24 protein-coding genes are annotated in these 21,059 nt (G+C 71.1%); 15 read left to right on the top strand and 9 right to left on the bottom strand.

Annotation, left to right across the window (positions count from 1 at the left end):
* Positions 1-24 precede the first annotated feature (24 nt).
* Positions 25-1,380 carry a M20/M25/M40 family metallo-hydrolase gene (locus DFI_RS11375; RefSeq protein WP_027463191.1) on the top strand — a complete coding sequence of 452 codons (1,356 nt, stop codon included), beginning with the start codon at positions 25-27 and terminating at the stop codon, positions 1,378-1,380.
* A gap of 10 nt (positions 1,381-1,390) precedes the next feature.
* On the opposite strand, the gene DFI_RS11370 is transcribed toward DFI_RS11375, so the two are convergent.
* Entirely contained in the window at positions 1,391-1,924 is a 534-nt protein-coding gene (locus DFI_RS11370; protein WP_022801195.1) for a GNAT family N-acetyltransferase, read from the bottom strand.
* Between the two features lie 142 nt (positions 1,925-2,066).
* A complete protein-coding gene (locus tag DFI_RS11365) occupies positions 2,067-3,233 on the bottom strand; it encodes an acetyl-CoA C-acyltransferase (protein WP_027463190.1) in 1,167 nt (388 codons plus the stop codon).
* A 104-nt stretch (positions 3,234-3,337) separates the two neighbouring features.
* Here DFI_RS11365 and DFI_RS11360 point away from each other — a divergent pair, with 104 nt between their 5' ends.
* The 4 genes from DFI_RS11360 (at position 3,338) to DFI_RS20225 (ending at position 6,473) form a co-directional block, all read left to right on the top strand.
* Complete coding sequence (locus tag DFI_RS11360; protein WP_051307854.1) at positions 3,338-3,805, top strand: hypothetical protein; 468 nt, start codon at positions 3,338-3,340, stop codon at positions 3,803-3,805.
* 155 nt (positions 3,806-3,960) lie between these two features.
* On the top strand, positions 3,961-4,914 hold the full coding sequence (msrP, locus tag DFI_RS11355) for a protein-methionine-sulfoxide reductase catalytic subunit MsrP (protein WP_027463189.1): 954 nt from the start codon (positions 3,961-3,963) through the stop codon (positions 4,912-4,914).
* An 86-nt stretch (positions 4,915-5,000) separates the two neighbouring features.
* Positions 5,001-5,555, top strand: a complete 555-nt coding sequence (locus DFI_RS11350; RefSeq protein ID WP_211235354.1) for a protein-methionine-sulfoxide reductase heme-binding subunit MsrQ — start codon at positions 5,001-5,003, stop codon at positions 5,553-5,555.
* Positions 5,556-5,591: 36 nt separating this feature from the next.
* On the top strand, positions 5,592-6,473 hold the full coding sequence (locus DFI_RS20225) for a hypothetical protein (RefSeq protein WP_027463187.1): 882 nt from the start codon (positions 5,592-5,594) through the stop codon (positions 6,471-6,473).
* A 9-nt stretch (positions 6,474-6,482) separates the two neighbouring features.
* Here the strand turns inward: DFI_RS20225 and DFI_RS11345 are convergent, their stop codons facing one another.
* Positions 6,483-7,148 (bottom strand): SDR family oxidoreductase, encoded by a 666-nt coding sequence (locus tag DFI_RS11345; RefSeq protein WP_022801200.1) that lies wholly within the window; start codon positions 7,146-7,148, stop codon positions 6,483-6,485.
* A 206-nt stretch (positions 7,149-7,354) separates the two neighbouring features.
* On the opposite strand from DFI_RS11345, the gene DFI_RS11340 reads away from it, so the two are divergent.
* A complete protein-coding gene (locus DFI_RS11340) occupies positions 7,355-9,580 on the top strand; it encodes an esterase-like activity of phytase family protein (protein ID WP_027463186.1) in 2,226 nt (741 codons plus the stop codon).
* A gap of 136 nt (positions 9,581-9,716) precedes the next feature.
* Entirely contained in the window at positions 9,717-10,370 is a 654-nt protein-coding gene (locus tag DFI_RS11335; RefSeq protein ID WP_081425852.1) for a PAS domain-containing protein, read from the top strand.
* Between the two features lie 4 nt (positions 10,371-10,374).
* Here the strand turns inward: DFI_RS11335 and DFI_RS11330 are convergent, their stop codons facing one another.
* Complete coding sequence (locus DFI_RS11330) at positions 10,375-10,917, bottom strand: GNAT family N-acetyltransferase (RefSeq protein WP_027463184.1); 543 nt, start codon at positions 10,915-10,917, stop codon at positions 10,375-10,377.
* Positions 10,918-11,040: 123 nt separating this feature from the next.
* On the opposite strand from DFI_RS11330, the gene DFI_RS11325 reads away from it, so the two are divergent.
* From DFI_RS11325 to nrdR, 6 genes are read left to right on the top strand one after another with little or no spacing between them, the layout of a single operon-like run.
* Entirely contained in the window at positions 11,041-11,637 is a 597-nt protein-coding gene (locus tag DFI_RS11325; RefSeq protein ID WP_027463183.1) for a TetR/AcrR family transcriptional regulator, read from the top strand.
* Positions 11,634-12,539, top strand: a complete 906-nt coding sequence (locus DFI_RS11320; RefSeq protein ID WP_043778252.1) for an ABC transporter ATP-binding protein — start codon at positions 11,634-11,636, stop codon at positions 12,537-12,539. The genes DFI_RS11325 and DFI_RS11320 overlap by 4 nt, the downstream gene beginning before the upstream one ends.
* Positions 12,536-13,666: an ABC transporter permease gene (locus tag DFI_RS11315; protein ID WP_211235353.1), complete on the top strand. Its 1,131-nt coding sequence runs from the start codon at positions 12,536-12,538 to the stop codon at positions 13,664-13,666. Before DFI_RS11320 ends, DFI_RS11315 begins: the two co-directional genes overlap by 4 nt.
* Before the next feature lie 26 nt (positions 13,667-13,692).
* Positions 13,693-14,373, top strand: a complete 681-nt coding sequence (locus DFI_RS11310) for an HAD family hydrolase (protein ID WP_027463180.1) — start codon at positions 13,693-13,695, stop codon at positions 14,371-14,373.
* Between the two features lie 46 nt (positions 14,374-14,419).
* Positions 14,420-15,127: an SDR family NAD(P)-dependent oxidoreductase gene (locus DFI_RS11305; protein ID WP_027463179.1), complete on the top strand. Its 708-nt coding sequence runs from the start codon at positions 14,420-14,422 to the stop codon at positions 15,125-15,127.
* Positions 15,124-15,597 (top strand): transcriptional regulator NrdR, encoded by a 474-nt coding sequence (gene nrdR / locus DFI_RS11300; RefSeq protein ID WP_027463178.1) that lies wholly within the window; start codon positions 15,124-15,126, stop codon positions 15,595-15,597. Before DFI_RS11305 ends, nrdR begins: the two co-directional genes overlap by 4 nt.
* 51 nt (positions 15,598-15,648) lie before the next feature.
* Here the strand turns inward: nrdR and DFI_RS11295 are convergent, their stop codons facing one another.
* From DFI_RS11295 to DFI_RS11285, 3 genes are all read right to left on the bottom strand, one after another.
* Entirely contained in the window at positions 15,649-16,275 is a 627-nt protein-coding gene (locus DFI_RS11295; RefSeq protein WP_027463177.1) for a 1-acyl-sn-glycerol-3-phosphate acyltransferase, read from the bottom strand.
* Positions 16,276-16,539: 264 nt separating this feature from the next.
* A complete protein-coding gene (locus DFI_RS11290; protein WP_027463176.1) occupies positions 16,540-17,040 on the bottom strand; it encodes a GNAT family N-acetyltransferase in 501 nt (166 codons plus the stop codon).
* Positions 17,037-17,522 carry an EVE domain-containing protein gene (locus tag DFI_RS11285; RefSeq protein ID WP_027463175.1) on the bottom strand — a complete coding sequence of 162 codons (486 nt, stop codon included), beginning with the start codon at positions 17,520-17,522 and terminating at the stop codon, positions 17,037-17,039. The genes DFI_RS11290 and DFI_RS11285 overlap by 4 nt, the downstream gene beginning before the upstream one ends.
* A gap of 172 nt (positions 17,523-17,694) precedes the next feature.
* On the opposite strand from DFI_RS11285, the gene DFI_RS11280 reads away from it, so the two are divergent.
* Both DFI_RS11280 and DFI_RS11275 read left to right on the top strand, forming a co-directional pair.
* The gene (locus DFI_RS11280; RefSeq protein WP_027463174.1) at positions 17,695-18,771 is read left to right on the top strand and encodes a S1C family serine protease; all 1,077 of its coding nucleotides are present in this window, start codon (positions 17,695-17,697) and stop codon (positions 18,769-18,771) included.
* 29 nt (positions 18,772-18,800) lie between these two features.
* Complete coding sequence (locus tag DFI_RS11275) at positions 18,801-19,904, top strand: glycosyltransferase family 4 protein (RefSeq protein ID WP_027463173.1); 1,104 nt, start codon at positions 18,801-18,803, stop codon at positions 19,902-19,904.
* Positions 19,905-19,957: 53 nt separating this feature from the next.
* Here DFI_RS11275 and DFI_RS11270 read toward each other — a convergent pair whose 3' ends face one another.
* Complete coding sequence (locus DFI_RS11270) at positions 19,958-20,728, bottom strand: hypothetical protein (protein ID WP_027463172.1); 771 nt, start codon at positions 20,726-20,728, stop codon at positions 19,958-19,960.
* Positions 20,665-21,015 carry a hypothetical protein gene (locus DFI_RS20220; protein ID WP_155864560.1) on the bottom strand — a complete coding sequence of 117 codons (351 nt, stop codon included), beginning with the start codon at positions 21,013-21,015 and terminating at the stop codon, positions 20,665-20,667. Before DFI_RS20220 ends, DFI_RS11270 begins: the two co-directional genes overlap by 64 nt.
* Between the last annotated feature and the right edge of the window lie 44 nt (positions 21,016-21,059).

Genomic DNA, 21,059 nt, shown 5'->3' with positions numbered 1-21,059 from the left:
AGCCGGGATGCTCTAGCGTGAGCCATGACCACGCCCCACCTTCCCGATGACCTGACCGTGCATATCGAGCGGGGCCTGGCGGACCTGCGCGACCTCGTGGCGCTGCCGAGCGTCTCCGCCCAGGGCCGCATGCTCCCTGAAACCGCCGCCGCCGTCCGTGCCCTCCTCGAAACCGAGGGCTTCACTGTCCACGAGGTCCCTGGGGACGTCGCCCCGGTCCTGATCGCCGAGGCCGGCGAAGGGCCCGCCACCCTGCTGATCTACAACCACTACGACGTTCAGCCCGAGGACCCCCTGGCGCTGTGGGACAGCCCACCGTTCGAGCTGACCGAGAGGGACGGGCGGCTGTACGGCCGCGGGGCGAGTGACGACAAGGGCGAGTTCGCCTCCCGGCTGGCGGCGGTGCGGGCGGTCAAGGCCCGGCATGGGGGACGGCTGCCGCTGAGGGTGCGGTGGCTGATCGAGGGGGAGGAGGAGGTGGGCAGCCCCAGCCTGGACCGCGTGGTCCGGGAACAGGCCGAGCACCTGCACGCCGACGGCTGCTGGTGGGAGTTCGGCAGCCGCACCGACGAGGGCCGCCCCATCGCCTACCTGGGCCTGAAAGGGATCCTCGCTGTGGAGCTGCGGTGCCGGGTGGCGGCGAGCGACCTGCACAGCAGCCTGGGGGCGGTGGTGGACAACCCCCTCTACCGCCTCGCCCGCGCGGTCGCCAGCATCCGCGACGAGGTGGGCCGCGTCACCATCCCCGGCTTCCTGGACGGCCTGCACGCCCCCAGCGACGCGGACCTGGACGCCATCCGCCGCGTGCCCGGGCACGGCGAGAGCACCTACGGCACGTACGCCGTCACCCGGCCGCTGGGCACCCCGCCCGAGTACCACCACCGCCTGAACCTGATGCCGGTCGTGAACGTGAACGGCTGGGGCGGCGGGTACCAGGGCGCGGGCAGCAAGACCGTGCTGCCCGCCGAGGGTTTCGTGAAACTGGACTTCCGACTGGTGCCCGGCCAGGACCCCGCCCGCGTCGTGGAGCTGCTGCGCGCCCACCTGAACGCCCAGGGCCTGGACGACATCCAGATCGTGGAACTGGAAACGCACCAGCACCCCGCCCGCGCCGACGCCGGCCACCCCTTCGTGCAGGCCTGCCTGGCCGCCGCGCGCGAGGCGTCCGGGCACGACCCCATCGTGAACCCCAGCAGCGGCGGCAGCGGCCCCATGTTCCCCTTCATGGACGCGCTGGGCGGCCTGCCGTGCGTCGCCATGGGCATCGGGAACAGCGGCGGCCGGGCGCACGCCCCGAACGAGAACGTCCGCCGCGCCGACTTCGAGTACGGCGTGCACTTCGGGGTGGCCCTGCTCGAGCGCCTCGCCCGGGGCAGCTGACCCCCGCGGGTCAGGCGACCTGCTGTCCGCGCCCTGCGCGGCCCGGCGTGCCCCGCCCCGGCTCCTCGCCCGAGCCGGGGTCCAGGGCCGCGTTCGCGTCCAGCACCACCCACGGATGCCGCGGGTGCAGGGGCCGCTCAATCAGCCGCGCGCCGTGCCGCGTGTAATACGACCGGGCCCGCGCCTCCTGCCCGGCGTGCAGTTCCCCCGCCAGACCGGAGCGGCGCGCGGCCGCCTGCACCCGCGCCTGCCGCAGCAGCCACGTGCCCAGGCCCAGGTTGCGGAACTCGTGCACCACCCGCAGGCGGCAGCGGGCGTACCCGAAGCCCACCTCCTGGTTCAGCACGTCGTCGCCGTTCACCGCGCCCACCGACATGCGCGCCACCTCCACGCCCGGCGCGGGGCGCAGCAGGTCACGAGTCAGGACCGCCACCAGGGAACGGGGCGCCGCCCGGTACAGGATCAGGTCAAAGCCCTGCAGCCCGTGGTCCTGCACGAGGTACTGGTAACGCTGGTCGCGGATGCTGACGGATTCACGGGTCATGAGGGGCCTCGGGGAAAGGGAAGGGGCGGCGCGGACACCGGGGCACAGCGCAGACGAAACGGGATGCCCCAAGCTTGGGGAGTCTGCCACGCCCTGTCTGCCAAGAACCTTGCATTGCGGCCCCCTCCCCCCACGCCCGCACCTACGCGGCCGGGTTCTCGATCAGGGCCGCGATGCCCTGCCCCCCACCCACGCACAGGGTCGCCACGCCCCAGCGCAGGCCCCGGGCCCGCAGTTCCTCCGCAAGGGTGTACAGCACCCGCGTGCCGCTCATGCCGACCGGGTGCCCCAGCGCGACCGCGCCGCCGTTCACGTTCACCCGCTCCGGGTCCAGGCGCAGGTCCTGCATCACGCCCAGGGCCTGCGCGGCGAACGCCTCGTTCAGCTCCCACAGGTCGATGTCGCCCGCCCGCACGCCGGCCCGGTCCAGCAGCAGGGGCACGGCCACGCTGGGGCCCAGGCCCATCACGTCCGGCTGAACGCCCGCCGACGCGAACGCCCGCACCCACGCCAGCACCGGCAGGCCGCGCCGCTGCGCCTCCGCGCCGGTCGCCAGCACCACCATGCACGCCCCGTCGTTGATGCCGCTGGCGTTCCCGGCCGTGACCGTCCCCTCCTTCCTGAAGGCCGGCCTCAGTTTCGCCAGGGCCTCCAGGGTCGTTTCCGCCGGCCGCTCGTCCGTGTCCACCACGCCCTTTCTCGTCTCCACCGGCACGATCTCCCGTGCAAAGCGGCCCGAAGCCTGCGCCGCCACCGCCCGGCGATTGCTTTCCAGCGCGAACGCGTCCTGCGCCTCCCGCGAAATGCCGTACCGCTGCGCGATGTTCTCCGCCGTGATGCCCATCGGCGTGTCCGTCACGCCGCAGGTGAGCGCCCGGGTCAGGCCGTCCACCAGATCCAAGTGCCCCAGCCGCTTGCCGAACCGCGCCTCCGGCAGAAGGTATGGCGCCCGGCTCATGTTCTCCACGCCGCCCGCCGCGACCAGCGCAAATTCGCCCAGCGTCAGCGCCTGCCACGCCGCCTGCACCGCCCGCAATCCCGACCCGCACAGCTGATTCACGGCATGCTGCGGCGTCTCCACCCGCATGCCCACGTTCAGCCCCACCCGGCGCGCGTTGTACGCCGCCTCGCCCGCCACGATCACCTGCCCCAGCACCAGCGTCTCCAGGTCCGTCGCACTCACCCCCGCCCGGTCCAGCGCGCCCCGCAGGGCCACCTCCGCCAGCACGTGGTCCGGCGTGTCCCGGAAAGCCCCGCCCATCGCCCCCATCGCCGTGCGCGCCCCAGTCACCAGAACCACGTCATTCATGCACCCAGTCTAAAAGACCGATATGACGGCCCTATCACGCCCAAAGCGGCCCATGAGCCGCATCTGCCCCTCTCGTCCAGGCCACCGCACGGCACACTGCGCTCATGCAGAGCCTGGGCCGCGAACAACTGGAGCACCTCATCCGCCAGTGGCAGGACCTCCTGGGCCTCAGCGACTGGACGATCCGGCTGGAACTCGTGAACTTCACCCGATCCCACCAGAGCGGCGACATCAAGGTTGACCCGGTCCACAAGTCGGCCCTGCTCCTCCTGTCCCGCACCCCCTTTCGAGACGAGGAGGAAACCATCGTGCACGAACTCGTGCACGTGGTGCTGTGGCCCCTGGACACCGTGGCGATGGACCTCGTGGAGGTCACGGGTCCCTCCGGCTCTCCCGCCCGGGAGTTCGCGCAGTCCAGCGTCTTCCGCGCACTGGAACCGGTCACGGAGCAACTCGCCCGGGCACTGCTGGCCGGGCGTGGGCACCGCGGCCAACCCGTCTGGGACACCCTCCGGGCCGATGCGGCTGCACGGGTTCAGGGCGGCCTCGCAGGCCTTCACGACGTCCCCTGACAACGCCAAGCCCGGGGAACGCAGGGAGGAAGGCCATAGCCAGTGCGGGATGTCCACGCGTCACGACAGGTCATCAGTCAAACGACCTGAGCCCTGTCTCCGGGTTTTGAGTGCCGGGTCGCTGTTCTCCTGCCGGGCGTGGCGAAGAATGCGGCATGACCGACCCGGACCCCCGTGAGGACCGGCGCCTGGACCGCCGGGCGTTCATCCGGAACGCCACGCTGTTCACCGCCACCGCTGCCGGGCTGGGCGCCGGGCTGGAACTGCTGACCCGCCGGCCCGGCGCGGACGCCCAGACGCTGCCGGAGCCGGTCGCGCAGGTGCGCCGACCCCGCCCGCTCGGGCCGTACGACACGAAGGAAGCGGTGACGCCGTACCGCTCGGTCACCACCTACAACAACTTCTACGAGTTCGGCCTGGACAAGGGTGATCCCGCCCGGAACGCCGGGAGCCTGCGCACCCGCCCGTGGACCGTCACCATCGACGGTGAGGTGAAGACCCCCCGCACCGTGGACCTGGACACGCTGCAGTCCTGGTTCCCGCTGGAGGATCGCGTGTACCGCATGCGCTGCGTGGAAGGCTGGAGCATGGTGATTCCCTGGATGGGGTTCCCCCTGGCCGCCCTGATCCGCCGCGCGGACCCCACGGGTGCGGCGCGGTACGTGAAGTTCACGGCGCTGCACGACCCGGAGCAGATGCCGGGGCAGCGCCGTCCGGTCCTGGACTGGCCGTACGTGGAGGGGCTGCGCCTGGATGAGGCCCTGCACCCCCTGGCGTTCATGGCGGTGGGCATCGAGGGCCGCGTCCTGCCGAATCAGAACGGCGCGCCGCTGCGGCTGGTGGTGCCGTGGAAGTACGGGTTCAAGAGCATCAAGTCGGTGGTGCGCATCACCCTGACGCGGGAGATGCCCCGCACCACCTGGGCGCTGGCCGCGCCGTCCGAGTACGGCTTCTATGCGAACGTGAACCCGCAGGTGCCCCACCCCCGCTGGAGTCAGGCGACCGAACGCCGCATCGGGGAGGGCGGGCGGCGCCCCACGCTGCTGTTCAACGGGTACACGCAGGTCGCGGACCTGTACCGCGGCCTGGACCTCCGGCGGAACTTCTGACCCGCACGGAGAACAGCCAGGTGAACCGGGCGGATGAGGTGAGGCGACCCGGAAGGTCGGCCCCCCTGTCCTGGCTGGTGCCGGCCGTGTGGACCGGCGGGGCGCTGCCGGCCGTGATCCTGGTCTGGGACGCGCTGACCGGGGCGCTGGGGGCCAATCCGGTGCAGCGCGCCACGTTGCAGTCAGGCCTGCTGACGCTGGCGCTGCTGCTGTTGTCCCTGGCGTGCACGCCCCTGCGGCTTCTGACCGGCTGGACGTGGCCGGCCCGGATCCGCCGGGCGCTGGGCCTGCTGGCGTTCGGGTACGGCACGCTGCACTTCCTGATCTACCTGTACGATCACGGGTTCACGCTGGCCGTGATGCAGGAGGACGTGCTGGAGCGCCCGTTCGTGACCGCCGGGTTCCTGGCGCTGCTGTTGCTGCTGCCGCTGGCGCTGACCAGCACGCCGGCCAGCGTGCGCCGCCTGGGCTTCCGCACCTGGACGCGGCTTCACCGCCTCGCGTATGCCTCCGCGGCGCTGGGCGCGCTGCATTACTTCTGGGGCGTGAAACAGGACCGCACGGCCCCACTGGTGTGGGCGGCGGTCCTGCTGGGGCTGCTGCTGCTGCGCTGGTACCGGCCATCCAGGCCAATGTCTTGAGAAAGGGAGGCGACTGGCGCCTATGCTGCTCAATATATGATTCGCCGCTCTGCCTTCCTGATCCTTCTCCTCAGCTCCTGCGCGGGGAACCCCAGCGGCCTTCCGGAGGTGGCCCGCGTCGTTCAGCCGGGTGCGGCCGCCACACGTCAGGGACCACTGCACGTCGGCGAAGTGCGGAAAGAGGACAGTTTCCTGAAAGGACCGGTGGCAACCATGTCCGTGAGGCGGATGGGTATTCAGTCTGACTCAGGGAAAGGGGAGGCGGAGGTCGTCCTTGGCACCAGCCGCTATGACGTGACTGGGAGACTACTTTCGAGGGATTCTGATGACCCCGACAGCGTGCAGGAGCGGTACGTGTATGAGGACGGAAGGCTGACTCGCGCAGTGCTTGAGGGGGTCAGCAAGGAGGATTTCTCCTACGATTCCGCCACTGGAAACTTGACCGAGAGCGTGATGTTCCTGCCCTTCCCAGGCGCCACGATCAGAACCGTGTATACCCCCACGCCGAATGGTTTCATTGCCGATGCCAAGGCGGACGTCGAAGGTCACTCAGGGCGAACATATTGTCTGCAGGACCGAGTGGGCCGATCCGTTCAATGCGCGGTGATGATCAGTGCCATCACCCGGAAGTCCGAGTTTGTTTATTCGGGTGAAGCTGTCGAAGCGTCGTCCTATGAAGACGAGGAGATGACGGTCACGGTCAAGAACACCAAGGCAGGACGTGAGGAAATCACTTACAACCGTGCACAGCCTCCTGTTCTCGTGTCTCGCCGGACCTTCGCATACCAAAACCTGGATCACTATGGCAATCCGAAGGTGGTTCTGGAAACCCTGGAGGAATCAAGTCAAGAAAGTGCAGATCTCCGGACCACGCGCTTTCGCGAGGAACGTACCTACACTTATCACCGCTTGAAATGAGTGAATCCGTTACACGTCGGGGTAGACGCGCAGTTCGGTGACGTGGGCCCGGTCGGGGCGGGTGAGGGCGTGGGCGACGCTCTTGGCGAGGCCGCGGGCGTCGATCATGCTGTCCCAGGCGAGGCCGGCGTCGCGGTTTTCGGGCGTGTCGATGGCGCCCATGGGGTACAGGGTGATGCCGCGCACGCCCTTGGTTTTCAGTTCGTCGTGCAGGCTCTGGATGTACGCGGCGACGGCGGCCTTGCTGGCGTTGTACAGCGCGGACCGGGGAGTGGGGCCGGCGCTGACGCCCATGATCAGGCCGTCCTTGTGCTTGAGCATGCCGGGCAGCACGCCCTGCACCGCGTGGAAGAGGGTGAGCATGTTCGTGTCGAACATGGCGTGCAGGTCCTCGTCGGTGGCCTTGTGGGCGTCCTGGCGGGCGTAGTCGCCGACGGTGTGGATCAGGGTGTCCACTTTCTTGACCTTGCGCAGCGCCTCGATGCTGGTGGGGTCGGTGAGGTCCAGGTCGAGGACCTCGGTGGCGGGGAAGCGGTCGCAGGCGCGTTGCAGGGCCTCGCCGCGGCCGACGAGGACCATCTGTGCGCCGGCGTCATCCAGTTCCTGGGCGATGGCGGTGGCCAGGGCGCCGCCGGCGCCGGTGAGCATGACTGTGGAGGAGCCGAGGTTCGCCATGTGCCCAGGGTAACGTCTGGACGGGCCTTGCGCCCTGAAGAAGGCATGAAGGAACGCCGGTCTGGACCCGGTTCGGGCTTTCACGCTGGGGATCGCGCGGCCTGATCCTGGCCTGACCCCTGGCCCCCGTCACGCGCCGGCCGCCTGACCGGGGGGTGACGGGGGGCGCACAGCCGCCTGACCCGGGCGCGGCAGCTTTGTGACGTATGAAACATTGTTTTGCTGTCCTCACGGCCGCCCTCACGCTGGGACTCGGGGCCCAGGCCGCCACGCTCGTCGGGTACGCCGAGATGGCCGCCGACACCTTCAGCACCGGGCCCGCCACCGGCGCCTGGGCGAACGGCCTGCGCGGCCCGGCCCGCTTCCCGGCGCCGCCCGTGCAGGGGTTCTCCGGCGTGCAGTTCGGCCCGGGCGGCACGTACTGGTTCCTGAGTGACAACGGCTTCGGCGCGAAAAATAACAGCGCCGACTACGCCCTGCGCCTGTACAGCGTGGCCCTCACCGCCAAGAAGGCGGCCGCGGAGAAGGGCGCGGTGAAGGTCGGAAACTTCATCAGTCTGCGCGACCCGGACGGCCGGGTGCCGTTCCCCATCGTGAACGAGGGCACCCGGGAGCGCCTGCTGACCGGCGCGGACTTCGACCCGGAGGGTTTCGCGTTCGCGCCGGACGGCACCCTGTGGGTCGGGGACGAGTTCGGCCCGTACCTGCTGCACTTCAGCGCCGACGGCAGGCTCCTGGAAGCGCCCATCGGCACGCCCAACCTGCCGGGCCTGCCCACCCTGAAGGGGCAGACCCCCCTGGTGATCGGGCACCGCGGCAGCAGCGGCACCCGCCCGGAGCACACGCTGGAAGCGTACCGGGTCGCCATCGAGGCCGGCGCGGACTTCATCGAGCCGGACCTGGTCGTCACGAAAGACGGCGTGCTGGTCGCCCGGCACGAGCCGGTGATCGCCGTGCTGGACCAGGCGGGCAAGGTGGTGGAGGCCACCGCGGACGTCGCCACCCGCCCGGAATTCCGCGCCCGGGTGCGCACCAAGGCGCTGGACGGCGTGCAGGTCACCGGGTACTTCGCGGAGGACTTCACCCTGGCCGAACTCAAGACCCTGCGGGCCGTGGAACGCCTCCCGGCGCTGCGCGGCAAGGCCTTCGACGGCCGGTTCGAGATCCCCACGCTGGCCGAGGTGATCGCCCTGGTCCGTGACGCGGAGGCGAACACCGGGCGCAAGGTCGGAATCTACCCCGAGACGAAACACCCCACGTACATGCAGAAGGTCGCCGGGCACGACATCTCCCGCCTGCTGATCGACACGCTGGTCCGGGAGAAGTTCACCGACCCCGCCCGGGTGTTCATCCAGTCTTTCGAGGTGGGGAACCTCAAGGCCCTGAAGGCGACCGTGATGCCCGCCGCCGGCGTGAACCTGCCGCTGGTGCAGCTGGTCAGCAGCGCCGACGAGGCCCCGTACGACTGGACGGCGGCCGGCGACGCCCGCAGGTACGACGCCCTGACCACCGACGCCGGCCTGAAGGACATTGCCACGTACGCCAGCGGCGTGGGCGCGTACAAGCGCTGGATCATCGACGCGCAGGGCCGCACCACCGACTTCGTGCCGCGGGCGCACAGCGCGGGCCTGCTGGTCCACACCTGGACGATGCGTAACGAACCCACCTACCTGCTGCCCGGGTACGCCAACGACCCCGAAGCCGAGCTGCGCCAGGCATTGTGGGCCGGGGTGGACGGCTTCTTCACCGATTTCCCCGCGACCGGCGCGCGCGTCGCGGCGCAGTACACCACGCCCGACCTCCGCAGCCCGCAGCACCCGGCGTTCGCGCTGGGCGGCAGCAGCGCCGCCGCGAACCTGCCCGCCAGCGGCGGCTTCGAGGGGCTGAACGTCACGCCCGACGGGAAGGCCGTGTACGCCCTGCTGGAAAAGACCGTGACCGGCGACCCGGCCGGGCAGCTGCGCCTGATGCGCTACGACCTGGGCGCCCGCACCTGGACCCTGGCGGGCCGCTACGCGCTGGAGCAGGGCGGCGAGGCGATCGGCGACCTGACGCCCGTGAACGGCACGCAGTGGCTGGTCATCGAACGGGACAACAAGCAGGGGGCCGAGGCGGCCTTCAAACGCCTGTACCTGCTGGACACGGCCGTGAAGAACGCGGACGGCACCCTGAAAAAGACCCTGGTGGCCGACCTGCTGGCAATCCGTGACCCGCAGAACCTGGGCGGCACGGCCGTGAACGGCGTGATGCGCTTCCCGTACGTCACCATCGAGAACGTGCTGGTGCTGGACGCCAGCACGGTCCTGGTCGTGAACGACAACAATTTCCCCGCCACCGGCGGGCGCGGCGCGGCCGTGCAGGACCGCACCGAGTTCCTGTGGCTGAAGCTGGACGCGCCCCTGACCCTGGCGCCCGGGGTCGGCCGCCGCTGAGGCCCACCCGGGGGCCCTGTAAGAATGCTGTAAGCCCTCTGTCAGAATTCCCCGGAAACAATGCCTTCATGAGGCCGGCCTGCCTGACCGCACGCGGCGCGCTCCCCGGCGGGGCGCGCCAGGGGGCAGGGCCGGCATGACTTTCCCCGGCAGCGGGCCCGCCGGGGCGCCTCCCTCCACCCGGACGCCCGGCGTGCTCGAAATGCGCGGGGCGTACGTGGTGTTCGCCCTGCTGGCCGCGCTGGACGTTCTTTTGCTGCTGCGCGCCTCGCGGCACTGGCAGGGCGACGCGGGCGCGCTCTCCCCGGACGCGCTGCTGCTGGCGTCCGTGCTGGCCGCCCTGCTGCTGGCGGTGCAGGGCCTGCTGGCGTGGCTGTTCGTCCGCCTGCGGCGCGTGATCCGGTACTACCGCCTGCTCAAGGAATCCTACGAGGAGGAACTGCTGTTCTCGCGTCAGCTGATGGACGGCAGCGGGCAGGGTATGGCCATCCTGGACGAGCACGGCCGCTTCACGTACACCAACCGCCGGGTCTCGGACCTGCTGGGCCTCCCCGAAGGGGACCTGCTGGGCCACACCCTGCTGGAGTACACCCTGCCGGAGGACCAGGCGATCCTGCGCGCGCAGCACGAGGTCCGCTGGCAGGGCGAGGCCAGCCGGTACGTGCTGCGCGTCCGGGACGCCAGCGGCACGCCGCGCACCCTCAGCGTGTACGGCAGCCCCCGCTGGTTCCGGGGCCGGATCGTGGGCACGCTCCTGGCGGTCTCCACGCACGCCGTTCCCGACGCCTGAACGGTTACCCGTCGGTGCGCAGCCGGGCGTACATCACGAGGTCCTCGAACGCCCCGTCTTTGCGGGCGTAGCCGCGCAGCAGGCCCTCCCGCCGGAAGCCTGACTTTTCCAGCACGCGCGCCGAGGCGGCGTTGCGCGGGAAGACCGTGGCGTGAATGCGGTGGAGGCCGAGGGAACCGAACCCGAACGCCAGCACGGCCGCCACCGCTTCCGTCGCGTGGCCCTGCCCCCAGAACGGCACGCCGATCCAGTACCCGAGTTCCGCGCGGCCCTGCCCCGGGTCGGGGCTGAGCGTCACGCTGCCCAGCAGTGCCGCCCCGTCCTGCGGCGTGATGGCCCAGGAGTAGGCGCGGCCTTCCTCGGCCGCGGCGGGCCGGGACCGGATCCAGGTGAGGGCCAGGCCCGCCGGGTAAGGGGAGGGGATGGAGAGCATGCCCGCCGCGACGCCCGGGTGGCTGAGCAGCGTGTGGACGTCCGCCGCGTCGGCTTCCCTGAAGGGCCGGAGGCGCAGGCGGCGGGTCACCAGTTCGGGGAGAACCGGGGTCATGGGGCATTGTACGGGGCTGCACGGAAGGGGGCTCCACTCCGGGCGATGCCGGACTAGTTGGGCCGATGCTGGTGATGCAAGCAAGCACTTGCTTTCGGGGGCAGCCAGATCTACGCTGTGCGCATGACGACCCCCGGTGGTCCGCCCGACGACCCGCTTCTGACGGCCGCGCTGCAGGTGCTGGCCGAACGCGGCCTGAAGGGCGCCACCACCCGTGCCATCGCCGAGCGCGCCGGCGTGAACGAGGTCACGCTGTTCCGCCGCCACGGCACCAAGCTGGCGCTCCTGCGCGCCGCCGTCCTGAGCCGCACCACCGTCCTGGCGGGGCGCGGCGTGCACTACACCGGGAACCTGGAAGCGGACCTGATCCACCTCACCCGCGAGTACGGGGAGGCGCTGCACACGGTCGGGCCGGTGATCCGGGTGCTGGTCACCGAATTTCCCCGGCATCCGGAACTGCAGGGCGTGCTGGACGGCCCCCGGGAGCTGTTCGCGCAGGTCGCGGCGCTGCTGGGCCGCTACCAGCAGGAAGGCCAGCTGCGCCCCGAGCCGCTGGGGTCCCTGCTGCCCGCCCTGATCGGCCCGCTGGTGCTGCCGCACCTGATGCCCGACCTGTTCCGCACGCTGCTGCCCCTGTCGCCGGGCACGCCGCCCGACCCGGAAGCCCACGTCCGCGCCTTCCTGCACGGCCGCGCCACCCACCCGGAGGAGACCCCATGACGCCCGAGCCCGCCATCGAAACCTGGGACCTCAGCAAACGCTACGGGCCGGTGCAGGTCGTCGCGCCGCTCAGCCTCACGGTGCCGCCCGGCATCGTGTTCGGGTACCTGGGCCCGAACGGGGCGGGGAAGACCACCACGCTGCGCATGCTCAGCGGCGTGCTCACGCCCACCGGCGGCACCGGGCGGGTGGCCGGCGCGCCCCTCACCGACCCGGACGGCGTGAAGGCCCGCATCGGGTACGCGAACCAGGCCGCCAGCGTGTACACGGACCTGACCGTGGAGGAGAACCTGCGCTTCAAGGCGGCGCTGTACCTGCCGCCCCGGGCGGTGCCCGCCGCGGTGGACCGCACCCTGGACCGCCTGGGGCTCATTCCGTGGAGGGGGCATCTGGCCCGGGCCCTGTCGGCCGGGTGGCGGCAGCGGCTGAGCATCGGCACGGCCATCGTGCACGGCCCGCAGGTGCTGTTCCTGGACGAACCCACCGCGGGCCTGGACCCGGTCGCCCGGCGGGGCCTGTGGGACGCCATCTACGCCCTGACGGGGGAGGGCACGACCGTGTTCGTGACCACGCACTACATGGACGAGGCCGAACGCTGCCAGCAGGTCGCGCTGATCGCGTCGGGGCGCATCCTGGCGCAGGGCCCGCCCGAACAGCTGCGCGCGGGCCTGCCCGGCGTGCGCTACGCGCTGCGGGCCCTGAACCTGAACGCCGCGCTCCACGCCGCACGGGCCACACCGGGGGTGCAGGGCGCCTGGATCATTGGGGACGAGGTGCGCGTCACCGCCGCCGACCCCGGCCCGGAAACGGCCCTGGCCGCCCTGGGGGACCTGCGGCGCGTGCCGGCCAGCCTGGAGGACGTGTTCGTGGCGTACGCCAGCGCAGCGAAGGTGAGCGCATGACCGCCACCTCCCGCCCGCTGGACCGCATTCTGGGCATCGCCCGCAAGGAGCTCCTGCACGTCCGCCGGGACGCGGTGCTGCCGCGGCTGATCGTGCTGCTGCCGGTGGTGATGCTGCTGCTGTTCGGGTACGCGCTGAACACCAACGTGAAGGACATCCGCCTGGGCGTCGTGGACCTTGCCCGCGACCGGGTCAGCGACCGCATCCTGCGCAACTACGCCGCCGAGGACCGCTTCGAGCTGCGCCCCTACCCCACCCGCGAGGCGGCGCTGGAGGCCGCCCGGGCCGGCACGGTCCGCGCCATCCTGGAGATCCCGGCCGGAGCCCTGGCGGCCGCCCGCGCGCAGCAGCCCGTGCCCTACACGGTGTTCGTGGACGGCTCGGACCCCACCTTCGCCGCGCAGGTCCGCGCCGCGTCGGCCGCCGCCACGCAGGACAGCCTGGCCGCCCTGGGCGCCGTGCGGGCCGCCACCGGCACGCTGTCCGTGCCCGTCCGGCCCACCCTGGAAACGCTGTACAACCCCGACAACCGCAGCGCCGTGTACATGGTCCCGGGCCTGTCCGGCCTGATCCTCACCTTGATCTGCGTGATGCTCACCGCCCTGGCGATCGTGCGGGAACGCGAGACCGGCACCATCGAGGCCCTGATCGCCACGCCGGTCCGGCCGCACGAGGTGATCCTGGGCAAGCTGCTGCCGTACTTCGCGTTCGGGGCGCTGGACGCCGCGCTGGTCCTCACCATCGGGCACTGGCTCTTCGGCGTGCCGCTGGCCGGCAGCGTGGGCCTGCTCACCCTGGCGGCGCTGCTGTTCGTGCTGGGCAACCTGGGCCTGGGCATCCTGATCTCCACGGTGGCCGGCACGCAGCCGCAGGCGATGTTCGCCACCATCGCCATCATCGTGCCCAGCATCTTCCTGAGCGGCTTCCTGCTGCCGCTGGAGGGCCTCAACCGCTTCTTCGCGGGCCTGTCGTACGGCGTGCCGCTGCGCTACTACCTGCAGGCCGTGCGGGGCATCATGCTGCGCGGCACCGACGCCCACCAGCTTCAGCTGCCCCTGACCGGACTGGCGGTATTCGCCATCATCACCCTCACGCTCGCCAGCCTGCGCTTCCGCAAGACGCTGTGAAGGGCCCGTCCCCTACACTGACCCGTATGCCCAGCGCGGAGATCCAGGCCCTCATCTTCGATTTCGACGGCACCATCTTCGACACGGAAACCCCGGAATTCACCCACTGGCAGGCGCTGTACACCGAGCACGGCCGGGAGCTGAATCTCGAAGACTGGCAGCGCGGCATCGGCACCTGGGGCGCGTTCGACCCCTGGGCGGGCCTGCCAGGCCATGTGCAGGCCCAGCGGGACACCCTGCAAGTCGCCCTGCGGGACCGCGTGCACGCCGAATTGCAGGACGCCGACCTGCGCCGCGGCGTGCGCGGCGTGCTGGAAGCCGTCGCCCCCGCCGGCCTGAAACTGGGCCTGGCGAGCAGCAGCGACCGCGCCTGGATCGACCGCTGGCTGACCCACCACGGCCTGCGGGACCTGTTCGCCACCACCGCCACCCAGGACGACGTCGCCCGCGTGAAACCCGACCCGGAACTGTACCTGCTGGCCGCCCGCACGCTCGGCGTGCGCCCCGAACACTGCCTGGCCGTGGAAGACAGCCTGAACGGCGCCACCGCTGCCGTCGCCGCCGGCATGAACGTGATCGTGGTCCCGCACGACATCACCCGCACGCAGCCCTTCCCGCCCACCTGGCCGCGCCTGGACCAGGGCTTTTCCACCCTGGACGACCTGCTGCGGGTGGCCGGCGTGCACGCGCCCGCCCGCCCCGCCTGAGCGCCGCGCCGTTCGGAGGCGCGCGCCGGCGCTTATCCTGAAGGCCATGACGGCTTCCTCCCTTTCCGTGCCGCCGCGCCCCCTGGCCGGGCAGGTCATCGCCGTGTCCGGCGCCGACCAGGGGTACGGCCGCCTGACCGCCGCCGCCCTGGCCCGCGCGGGCGCGAGCGTGGCCCTGATCGGCCAGAGCACCGAGACGCTCTCCAGTCTCGCCAGCCGGCTCGAACAGCAGGGCGGCACCGCCTTTCCCATCCAGGCGGACGTGACGGTCGTGATGGACTGGCTCAGCGCGCAGGAACGCATCCTGGAGCTGTTCGGGCAGCTGGGCGGCATCGTGCACGTCGCCGACCGCCGCACCCAGACGCACTTCACCGCCCTGAGCGAGGGCGAGTGGATGGAACTGTTCAACGCCAACCTGAAAAGCAGCGTGGCGATCGCGCAGATCATCGCGCGCCGCCTGAACGGCACCTGGCTCACATTGATCGGCCCGCACCTGGACGACACGGACGTGCAGGTCTGGCCGCAGCGCGGCGCGCTGGAGGGCCTGGTGCGCCACGCGTGGCGCGGCGGCGTGCGCGCCAACCTGATCCTGCCGGCCCGCGCCAGCAGCGGCGACGAGACACTGGACGCCCCCGTCAGCGACACCGTCGTGGCCCTGGCCGCGCCCGGCCTGGCGCACCTGAGCGGCACCGTGCTGGACGTCCCGCTGCCGGACGTGCCGAAACTGCGCGTGCCGGAGATGCCCTACCTGTGAAGTGCCCGTACTGCTCCGCGCCCGACAGCCGCGTGGTGAACTCCCGCCCCAGCGACGACGGCGCCAGCATCCGCCGCCGCCGCGAGTGCCCCACCTGCGCGCGGCGTTTCACCACCTACGAACGCGCGCAGCTCGAACCGCTGATGGTCGTCAAGCGCAGCGGCCCCCGCGAGGCCTTCAACCCGGACAAGCTGCTGCGCGGCCTGACCCTCGCCACCGAGAAACGCCCGGTGGACCCCGCCCTGCTGCGCGCCTTCGCGTACGGATTCGAGGACGAGTTCGGTCTCAGCGAGATTCCCAGCGAGGAGATCGGCCGCCGCGCCATGACCTTCCTGCGGCCCCTGGATGACGTCGCCTACATCCGCTTTGCCAGCGTGTACCGCGAGTTCGACAGCCTGGAGCGTTTCATCGAGGAGATCCGCGGCCTGAAGGACCAGGACACCCCCGGTGACCCGCCCGAAGCGGAGTGAACAGCGCAGCGGCCCGGGAGGCAGATCCCCCGGGCCGCTGAGTGTTCTGATTTACCCGCCGGTTTTCGCCGGGTCCGCGGGGCGGGGCACGATCGGGCCGAAATCGGCCGGAGTGTGCGCCTTCACGCCGCGCATCAGTTCGCGGATCGCGGCGAAGTCCGCCTCAATGTCCCCGGTGGGCTGCACGTACCCGACCACGCCCACCCGCCGGCGACCCCAGTCGAGGACCGTCACCGCGATGGGCGTACCGGCCTCCAGGGCCATGTAGTAAAAGCCGGTCTTCCAGTGCTCGGTGCGGTCGCGGGTGCCTTCGGGCGCGACCACCAGCATGATCTCCTTCTGCGCGGCGATCATGTCCACCACGGCGTCCACGAAGTTTCCGCCGGCGCGGCGGCGGTCCAGCGGCACGCCGCCCACCGCGCGCATGAACACCCCGGCCGGGAAGCGGAACAGGCTGTGTTTCGCCACGAACTTCACGGGGCTGCGCGTGGCCCACACCCAGAAGATGCCGGGCCAGAAATCCCAGTTGCTGGTGTGCGGCGCCACGCACGCCACCAGTTTCCGCGCGGGGGGCGGCGCGAGCACGGGCGTCCAGCCGATCAGGCGCAGCGCCCGGGTGCCCAGGCGGGACATCAGGGTGGGGGGGTGGTCAGGCCAAGTCACGGGGGGCGGGGTCACGGGCATCCGTGCGGAGTATGCCGCAAGTGCGGCCGGCCGGCCTTCACCCCGGGCCGGTCGCGCGTCACGGGGTCAAGCGCGGCGCAGGCGCCGGGTGCGGGCCGGGAGGCGCTGCATTTTGGGTTTGCGCTGGCGGGAGGCCAGGGCCAGGGAGGCCGCGATGGCCGCGCAGGCGAGCAGGACGGTCATGCCCTACCATGGCATTCTTCATTATTCATTAATGTGATGTGAAACGGGATGAGTGTGGGGAACTTCTCAGGGGTCTCATTCCCCTGACTCCGCCGAAAGGTCGAGCGCCATGATCAGCAGGTTTCCACGCCGTGCCAATGGGCGAAACCCCACCTTCTCGTAGGCCCGTACCACTCGCACGTTCCTCACTTCCGGGTCGATCAGCAGCCGGCGCAGCGCCCCTTGCCGCTCCGCCTGCCACCGCGTCAGGAATGCTCGGAGCGCCGCCGGCCCCAGCCCGGTGCATGCCACGTCCCCGATCAGCAGGTCCACGCCCCACGTTTCCCCGGTCGCCGCCGCGAAGGCCGCAAACTCCGCCTCCGGCCCGACCGGGTAGATCTGCAGGAACCCCACCGCCGTGCCCTCCACCCCGAAGAGGAAGCCCGGCGCGTCCCGCTCAGGCGCGAAATAGTGCGCCTCCACCGCCGCCTCGTCCCGCTCGCCGTCGTCCCAGAAGGCGCGCACGTGCGGCGCCTGCAGCCACGCGGTCAGCAGGGGCACGTCCGCCCGCGACAGCGGCGAGAACAGGATGCTCACGGGGTCAGGCGGTTCAGGTCTTCCAGGCTCAGGCCCGCCGCGTCCAGCACCGCCCAGAACTGCTCGTCCGTCGCCGGCAGCACGCTCAGGCGCGTGCCCTTGCGCGTCAGCGCCGAGTCCGCCCACTCCGGCAGCGTCCGCAGCACGTCCAGCGGCACCACGCCCGGAAAGGCCACCAGGGGCTCCACGTCCACCATGCTCCAGCGCGGGTTGTCCGGCGAGGACTTCGGATCGAAGTACCGGCTCTGCGCGTCGAACTGCAGGTCGTCCGGGTACGCGCCCGCCGCCACGCGCGCCACGCCCGCCACGCCCGCCGGCCGCGCGTTCGAATGGTAGAAGAGGCACAGGTCACCGGGCCGCATCTCCCGCAGGAAATTCCGCGCTTGGTAGTTGCGAACCCCGTTCCACGGCTCGCGCCCCACCCGCACCAGATCCGCGAACCCGAACACGTCCGGCTCCGACTTCAACACCCAAAACCGCATGAAGCACAGCGTACGGGACCGGCGCCCCACCCGTGCCTTCGCCCACCGTCGCCCCTGCGCGCGGACCGTACACTGCCGGGGTGAGGCGGAAACGAGCAGCGGGTCACCCGGCAGGGCCGAACCTGAATTCAGGGACGCGTCCGCCGGCCGCGGGCCGCGCGGGGTGGACGCGATGAGGTCCGGGCCCTGGCTGCCCGTGCTGCTGCTGCTCGCCCTGGGCGCCTACCTGTTCCCGCAGACCGGCCCGGCGCCGGCCGTGCCCATCCCGGAAACCCGCACCCTGCCCAACCAGCTGCCGCCCGAGACGAAGACCCTGTTCGAGCAGGCCCGCCCGGCGGTCGTGCGGGTGGAGAGCCTGGACCCCGCCACGCGCGAGGCGGGCATCGGGACGGGCTTTTTCATCACGGACAGCGGGCAGGTCCTCACCGCGTACCACGTGGTGTCCACCGGCACGCTGTTCCGCGTGAACACGCTGTCCGGGAAGACGTATTCGGCCCGCGTGACCGCCTTCGACGCGGCGTCCGACGTGGCCATCCTCAGCGTCCTGAACGGCGGGCCCTTCCCGTACCTGAAGGTCACCACCCGCGCCCCCCGTCCCGGCGAGACGGTCCTGGCCATCGGGAACAGCGACGGCGACTACCTGCAACCCCGCCGCGGGCAGCTGCTGCGGCTGGGCGCGCAGGCCGGCCGGGCCGACTTCCCGCAGGGCACCCTGGAAATGACCGCGCCCCTCGCCCCTGGCGACAGCGGCGGGCCTGTGCTGGACGGCAACGGGCAGGCGATCGGGGTGGTGAGTTACATCCTGGTGGACGACAACGACATCACCCAGCGCAGCTACGCCGTGCCCGTCCAGGAAGGCGGAGACCTGCTCGCGGCCCTCCGTCGCGGCGAGCGGCGGGACGTGCCGGTGGTGGGCATGGTGTTCGACCCGGTGCACAGCGGCGCGGCCGGCGGGGGCGTGCTCTCCCGCGTGGCGCGCGGCAGCCCCGCCGAACGGGCCGGCCTGCGCGGCAGCGAGTGCGACCGCAGCGGGAACCTCACGCAGCTGGGCGACATCATCACGAGCGTGAACGGCGCGGCCACCCCGGACGCCGACGCGGTCATCACCGCCGTGCGCCGCGCGAAGGTGGGCGACACCATCGACCTGGAGTATCGGCGGGACGGCCGGGCCTTCCAGACGCAGGTCACGCTGGTCGGCAAGGCCACCGTGCGCGACCTGCGCGACCAGCCCACCTCCTGCGGTCCCTGACGCGAAGCGGCGGACGCTAAGCTCTGCGGATGACCGCGCCCGGCCGCCCGCCCTCCCTTCGCGTGCTGTTCGTCACCGACGCCCCGGCCGTGGGCGGCAGCGAGGTGTACATGCGGGAACTCATCCCGCCCATGCGCGAGCACGGCATTCACGCCGAGGTCGCCCTGCCCGCCGCAGCCGGCACCGCCGACTTCCGCGCGCAGCTGCAGGACCGCGGCATTCCCGTACACGCCTACCGGTCCCTGGCCGAGGTCGCGGCCGTGCAGCAGGCCGGCGCCTTCGACCTGACCCTGCTGAGCAGCTGGAACGCCCGCGGGTACCGCAAGTACTACCGCACCTTGCGGGGCCCCTTCGTGTCCCTGGTGCACGACCAGCTGATGCTGCACATCCCGCTGCTGCCGCAGGGCATCTACCGCGCGTTCTACGAGGTGCTGCAGGCCGGTGACATCCGCGGCGCGAACCACGTGGTCACCGTGTCCCGCTGGGGCGCGGCTTACCTGCAACGCCACCACCGCATGCCGCACGTGCATGCCGTCCCGAACGGCGTGAACACCACGAAATTCTGCCCCGCCGGGCCGGACGAACGTGAGGCGCTGCGGCGCGAGTATGGCTTCACCCGTTTCACGGTCCTGACCGTCGCCCGCTTCAGCATCGAGAAAAACCACCCCACCGTCATCGCCGCCGCCCGCCGCGCACCGGAACTGGACTTCGTGCTGGCCGGCACCGGGTACCTGGAGGCTCCCCTCAGGGCCGTCGCGCCCAGGAACGTGCGCTTCCTCGGCAAACGCCACGACGTGCCCGAGCTGTACCGCGCCGCCGACGCCGTCCTGCAACCCACCATCGCCGAGAACCAGTCACTCGCCACCCTGGAAGCCATGAGCAGCGGCGCGCCCATCGTCACGAACGACATCCCCGCCCAGCGGGAACTGATCACTTTCGGCCAGGAAGGCCTGCTGGTTGGCTCCGGCGTGGACGGGTACGTCAAGGCGCTGCGGTTCCTCGCCCGGCACCCCGCGCACCGCGAGCGCATGGGCAATGCGGCCCGCCAGCGCGTCCTGCACGGCCACACCCTGGAGCAGAACGCCGAGGGCCTCGCCACGCTGCTGTACCGGCTGGCTGCGACCGGCCAGTAAACAGAAAGCCCGCCGCCTGCGAGATCAGGCGGCGGGGCTGAGCGGCAAAGACTTCAGCGCATGTTCTGCATGAACAGGGCTTCCAGGGTCGTGCTGACCAGCTGGCCGTTCTGCACGAACTGCACCTTCACCTGATCGCCCGGCAGGGGGTTGGCATTCCCGTTCGCCAGCTCACCGAACGCCGTGAGGACGCTGTGCGTGTTGTACTTCAGGCTGGCGCTCAGCTGCCCGGACACCTGCGCGAAGGGGTTGCTCACGCTCAGGGCAGTGTGGCTGAACTCCAGGTTCTTCACGTTGCTGGCGTACACCGCGGCGTCCAGCCGCTGACCCGGCAGGACCGCGCTGGCCGTCGCCTTCAGGCCCTTCAGGACGATGCTCATGCTTTCAGGCGTGCAGCGGCCGGTGGTGGCGGCGTCCACCGTCACGTCGAAGTCCGTGGTGGCCTTCCGGGTCTTCGTCAGGTACTGCCCGCTGCCCTTCAGCGTGACGGTGCTGTCTGTCCAGCCGTAGGCGAGGTTCATGCTCAGGGGTGGGTTCGTTTCCCGGCCCACCCAGCCGTTCACGGTCAGCGCCTCGGGCCCGGTGACGCTCAGGCACGCGCCGGGCTTCATGGTCAGTGCGACGCTGGCCAGCGTCTTGCCACCACCGGTCACGGTGACGCGGGTATTTGTGGGCAGCTCCTGGCGGTAGGTGTTGTAGTTATCCTTCCGTTCCAACCAGACCGTCTGGGTGCCGCCCACCTTCCACTCGGTCGTCAGCTTCAGACCGTTCGTCTTGTTGTCAACGATGAGGCCGTCAGCAGGCGACTCGCTGATTTTGGACATGCCATCTGCCGTGATGGTGAAGGTGCCTGTCTGCAGGACCGCATCCTGAGTCGCTGCAGGAGGCTCTGGGCGGCCGGGCCGGCCGCGCTCATCAGCTTCAGGATGTTGGCGAGGTCCGCGTCGAAGTCCGCGCTGGCGGGGTCGGTCATGGCCTGTACGGTGGCCTGGGTGGTTTGGGCGGTCTCGCCGATCTTCATGAGGTCCAGGGACTGTCCGGCGGCGGGGGCGGCCGGGGCGACGGTGGCCGGGTCGGTGGGTTCCGTCGGTTCGGTCGGATGCGCGCGCATTTGCCCACCGCCGCTGGGGGGCCACCGGAGAGGACAACTCCGCG

Origin of the sequence: Deinococcus ficus (assembly GCF_003444775.1) — a bacterium.
In the GTDB taxonomy this organism is placed as follows: domain Bacteria; phylum Deinococcota; class Deinococci; order Deinococcales; family Deinococcaceae; genus Deinococcus; species Deinococcus ficus.
Note: the sequence above shows the minus strand (reverse complement) of the source record. Positions and strands in the feature narration are given on the sequence as shown.

Bases quoted from the DNA above. Each gene is read 5' to 3' on its own strand.
- DFI_RS11315 (WP_211235353.1), top strand. From the start codon at position 12,536: ATGACCGCCACCTCCCGCCCGCTGGACCGCATTCTGGGCATCGCCCGC.
- DFI_RS11335 (WP_081425852.1), top strand. From the start codon at position 9,717: ATGACTTTCCCCGGCAGCGGGCCCGCCGGGGCGCCTCCCTCCACCCGG.
- DFI_RS20220 (WP_155864560.1), bottom strand. From the start codon at position 21,015: ATGCGCGCGCATCCGACCGAACCGACGGAACCCACCGACCCGGCCACC.
- DFI_RS11305 (WP_027463179.1), top strand. From the start codon at position 14,420: ATGACGGCTTCCTCCCTTTCCGTGCCGCCGCGCCCCCTGGCCGGGCAG.
- DFI_RS20225 (WP_027463187.1), top strand. From the start codon at position 5,592: ATGATTCGCCGCTCTGCCTTCCTGATCCTTCTCCTCAGCTCCTGCGCG.
- DFI_RS11270 (WP_027463172.1), bottom strand. From the start codon at position 20,728: ATGTCCAAAATCAGCGAGTCGCCTGCTGACGGCCTCATCGTTGACAAC.
- DFI_RS11285 (WP_027463175.1), bottom strand. From the start codon at position 17,522: ATGCGGTTTTGGGTGTTGAAGTCGGAGCCGGACGTGTTCGGGTTCGCG.
- DFI_RS11310 (WP_027463180.1), top strand. From the start codon at position 13,693: ATGCCCAGCGCGGAGATCCAGGCCCTCATCTTCGATTTCGACGGCACC.
- DFI_RS11275 (WP_027463173.1), top strand. From the start codon at position 18,801: ATGACCGCGCCCGGCCGCCCGCCCTCCCTTCGCGTGCTGTTCGTCACC.
- DFI_RS11370 (WP_022801195.1), bottom strand. From the start codon at position 1,924: ATGACCCGTGAATCCGTCAGCATCCGCGACCAGCGTTACCAGTACCTC.
- DFI_RS11365 (WP_027463190.1), bottom strand. From the start codon at position 3,233: ATGAATGACGTGGTTCTGGTGACTGGGGCGCGCACGGCGATGGGGGCG.
- DFI_RS11375 (WP_027463191.1), top strand. From the start codon at position 25: ATGACCACGCCCCACCTTCCCGATGACCTGACCGTGCATATCGAGCGG.
- DFI_RS11280 (WP_027463174.1), top strand. From the start codon at position 17,695: ATGAGGTCCGGGCCCTGGCTGCCCGTGCTGCTGCTGCTCGCCCTGGGC.
- DFI_RS11345 (WP_022801200.1), bottom strand. From the start codon at position 7,148: ATGGCGAACCTCGGCTCCTCCACAGTCATGCTCACCGGCGCCGGCGGC.
- DFI_RS11340 (WP_027463186.1), top strand. From the start codon at position 7,355: ATGAAACATTGTTTTGCTGTCCTCACGGCCGCCCTCACGCTGGGACTC.
- msrP (WP_027463189.1), top strand. From the start codon at position 3,961: ATGACCGACCCGGACCCCCGTGAGGACCGGCGCCTGGACCGCCGGGCG.
- DFI_RS11320 (WP_043778252.1), top strand. From the start codon at position 11,634: ATGACGCCCGAGCCCGCCATCGAAACCTGGGACCTCAGCAAACGCTAC.
- DFI_RS11325 (WP_027463183.1), top strand. From the start codon at position 11,041: ATGACGACCCCCGGTGGTCCGCCCGACGACCCGCTTCTGACGGCCGCG.
- DFI_RS11360 (WP_051307854.1), top strand. From the start codon at position 3,338: ATGCAGAGCCTGGGCCGCGAACAACTGGAGCACCTCATCCGCCAGTGG.
- DFI_RS11330 (WP_027463184.1), bottom strand. From the start codon at position 10,917: ATGACCCCGGTTCTCCCCGAACTGGTGACCCGCCGCCTGCGCCTCCGG.